Source organism: Shewanella sp. 11B5 (assembly GCF_002836795.1).
Lineage (GTDB): Bacteria > Pseudomonadota > Gammaproteobacteria > Enterobacterales > Shewanellaceae > Shewanella > Shewanella frigidimarina.
In genome coordinates, this window is the sequence record NZ_PJAP01000947.1 from 1 (window position 1) to 2,995 (window position 2,995).

Consider the following 2,995-nt stretch of genomic DNA (forward strand, 5'->3'; position numbering starts at 1 on the left):
ACACCTGAAGGCACAGTAAAAGTGCTCGAAAAAGTCAGTTTGACTATCAATCCCGGTGAAATCCATGGACTTGTTGGCGAATCAGGTTCTGGGCGCAGTTTATTGGCCAAAGCAATTCTAGGGGTGCTAGGTCCTAATTGGCATATTATTGCTGACCGTATGATGTGGGACGGAAAAAACTTATTAGAAATGAGTTCCAAGCAACGACGCTGCCTGATGGGTAGTGAAATGGCGATGATTTTCCAAGACCCATCTGGCAGTTTAGACCCGGTAAAAACCATTGGCAGTCAATTGATTGAAGCGATGGTGCCCAACAAAAACATTCCTTTTTGGCGACGTGGAAAAGCAACTTATTTAAACGCGCAGAAATGGCTTCACAAGGTCGGTATAAAAAAACCAAAACAGCTGATGAAATGCTATCCATGGGAGTTGTCTGAGGGCGAATGTCAAAAAGTGATGATTGCGATGGCTGTGGCAAATCATCCTAAACTGCTGATTGCCGATGAGCCAACTAACTCAATGGAGCTCAACACCCAAGCGCAAATTTTCAGACTATTATCGCAACTCAATCAACTGCAAAACGTATCTATTTTATTGGTTAGCCATGAATTAGAAACCATGGTGCACTGGTGTGATAACTTAACGATTTTGTACAGTGGTCAGGTTATGGAATCAGGGCCTGTTAGCGAAATGGTAGCAATGCCGTATCACCCTTACACTCGCGCGTTATTAAAAAACCTACCAGATCATACTGAAAAAATGCGCCACAAAGCTAATTTACCCACACTGCAAGGCTCTTCGCCGTCGTTGCAGCATTTACCTGCCGGTTGTCGACTTGGCCCACGTTGCCCAGAAGCTCAACGCCAATGTGTAAAACAGCCTAATCTTGAACATATTAAAGACCGCTATTTTGCCTGCCATTTCCCTTACCAAAGTGAGCAAGACGATGACGATGCCATTGCTTAAAGTAACCGATTTAAGTAAACAATACTTAACCGGTTATAAGCATTTTAAACCTCAATATTATCAGGCACTCTCTCCGGTTTCATTTGAACTCGGTCGCGGTGAAACCTTGGCTATTGTGGGGTCAGTGGGATCCGGTAAAAGTACCCTCGCCCGTATTTTAGTCGGTGCTGAACAACGAAGTGGCGGCGACATATTTTTTGAAGGTGAAGCCTTAGAAACGCGTAATTTAAAACAACGTTGTCGGTTAATCCGGATGATTTTCCAAGATCCTACAACTTCACTTAATCCACGTTTATCGATTGGTAACTTGCTTAAAGAGCCACTACGCTTTAATACTCAATTGAGTTCAACTGAACGAAAAACATTGGTGATTGAAACCCTAAGAAAAGTCGGTTTATTACCCGAACACGCTGAATTTTATCCACACATGATTTCCGAAGGCCAAAAACAGCGTGTCGCTGTTGCACGTGCCTTAATGCTTAACCCTAAAATTATTATTGCAGATGAAGCACTAACAGCATTAGATTTATCTGTCCGGTCTCAGATTATTAATCTGCTATTAAAGCTGCAAAAAGAGATGGGGTTATCGTATATTTTTGTATCACATAATCTGAATATTATCCGCCATGTTAGCGATAAAATTATGGTGTTGCAAAATGGTCATATGGTCGAGAAATCAACTACTGAGGCCTTATTTACTTCACCACAACATGAATACACCCAACGACTCATTCAAGAACAAAGTCAATTTATGCAAAAGCGCTAAACTGCTCCAACCACTGTGGTTTTGAGGGCGTTTTAGAAAAAATCAGTGCCATTTGGCCGTCGAACTATTTATCCTAGAGCCAATGTTAAAGGAAGAAGCTTAAATATGATTATTAAACCTAAAATTCGTGGCTTTATTTGTACCACTACTCATCCAGTAGGTTGTGAAGCCAACGTTAAAGAACAAATCGAACTCATTAAAGCCAAAGGCAAAATTGCTAATGGTCCTAAAAAAGTATTAGTGGTCGGTTCTTCAAGTGGCTATGGCCTTTCATCGCGTATCACCTCAGCATTTGGTAGCGACGCTGCCACTATTGGTGTATTTTTCGAAAAACCAAGCTCCGAAACCAAACCTGGTACAGCAGGTTGGTACAACACTGCGGCATTTGATAAGTTTGCTAAAGCAGAAGGCTTGTATTCAAAAAGCATTAATTGCGATGCATTCAGCCATCAAGCAAAGCAACAAGTTATTGAGCTTATCAAGCAAGATTTAGGTCAAATCGACATGGTGGTTTACTCACTGGCTTCTCCAGTACGTAAAATGCCCGACACCGGTGAAGTTATCCGTTCATCACTTAAACCAATTGGCCAAACGTACACTGCAACGGCTGTTGATACCAACAAAAATACCATTATCGACACTTCGGTAGAGCCCGCTACTGAGCAAGAAATTGCCGATACCGTTACGGTAATGGGTGGTCAAGATTGGGAATTATGGATGAGTGCGCTAAGTGAAGCTGGCGTATTAGCAGACAATTGCAAAACGGTTGCTTATAGCTATATTGGTACCGAATTGACTTGGCCTATTTATTGGCATGGCGCTTTAGGCAAAGCCAAAATGGATTTAGACCGTGCAGCTCATGCCCTTGACAGCAAATTATCCGCTACGGGTGGCTCAGCTAACGTTGCAGTGTTAAAAAGTGTTGTGACACAAGCGAGCTCAGCCATTCCAGTAATGCCTCTTTATATCGCCATGGTATTTAAGAAAATGCGTCAAGAAGGCTTGCATGAAGGCTGTATTGAACAAATATACCGCTTATTCAGTGAACGCCTATACCGTGTTGATGGCCAAGCACCAGCCGTTGATAGCGAAAATCGTTTACGCCTTGATGACTGGGAACTTCGCGAAGAAATCCAGCAGCATTGTCGTGATTTATGGCCACTAGTGACCACTGAAAACTTAAGCGAATTAACCGATTACAACGAATATAAAGAAGAGTTTTTAAAACTATTCGGTTTTGGTATTGATGGTATCGATTACGAA

General features: G+C 42.1%; 3 protein-coding genes. All 3 read left to right on the plus strand.

Annotation, left to right across the window (positions count from 1 at the left end):
- A partial coding sequence (locus CXF78_RS18640) for an oligopeptide/dipeptide ABC transporter ATP-binding protein (RefSeq protein WP_102037597.1) occupies nucleotides 1–966 on the plus strand: 966 nt, incomplete at its 5' end.
- Entirely contained in the window at nucleotides 947–1,732 is a 786-nt protein-coding gene (locus tag CXF78_RS18645) for a peptide ABC transporter ATP-binding protein (RefSeq protein ID WP_011638034.1), read from the plus strand. The genes CXF78_RS18640 and CXF78_RS18645, both read left to right, overlap by 20 nt.
- Nucleotides 1,733–1,837: 105 nt before the next feature.
- On the plus strand, nucleotides 1,838–2,995 hold a 1,158-nt coding region (gene fabV, locus CXF78_RS18650; RefSeq protein WP_102037598.1), incomplete at its 3' end, for an enoyl-ACP reductase FabV.

Bases quoted from the DNA above. Each gene is read 5' to 3' on its own strand.
- CXF78_RS18645 (WP_011638034.1), top strand. From the start codon at position 947: ATGACGATGCCATTGCTTAAAGTAACCGATTTAAGTAAACAATACTTA.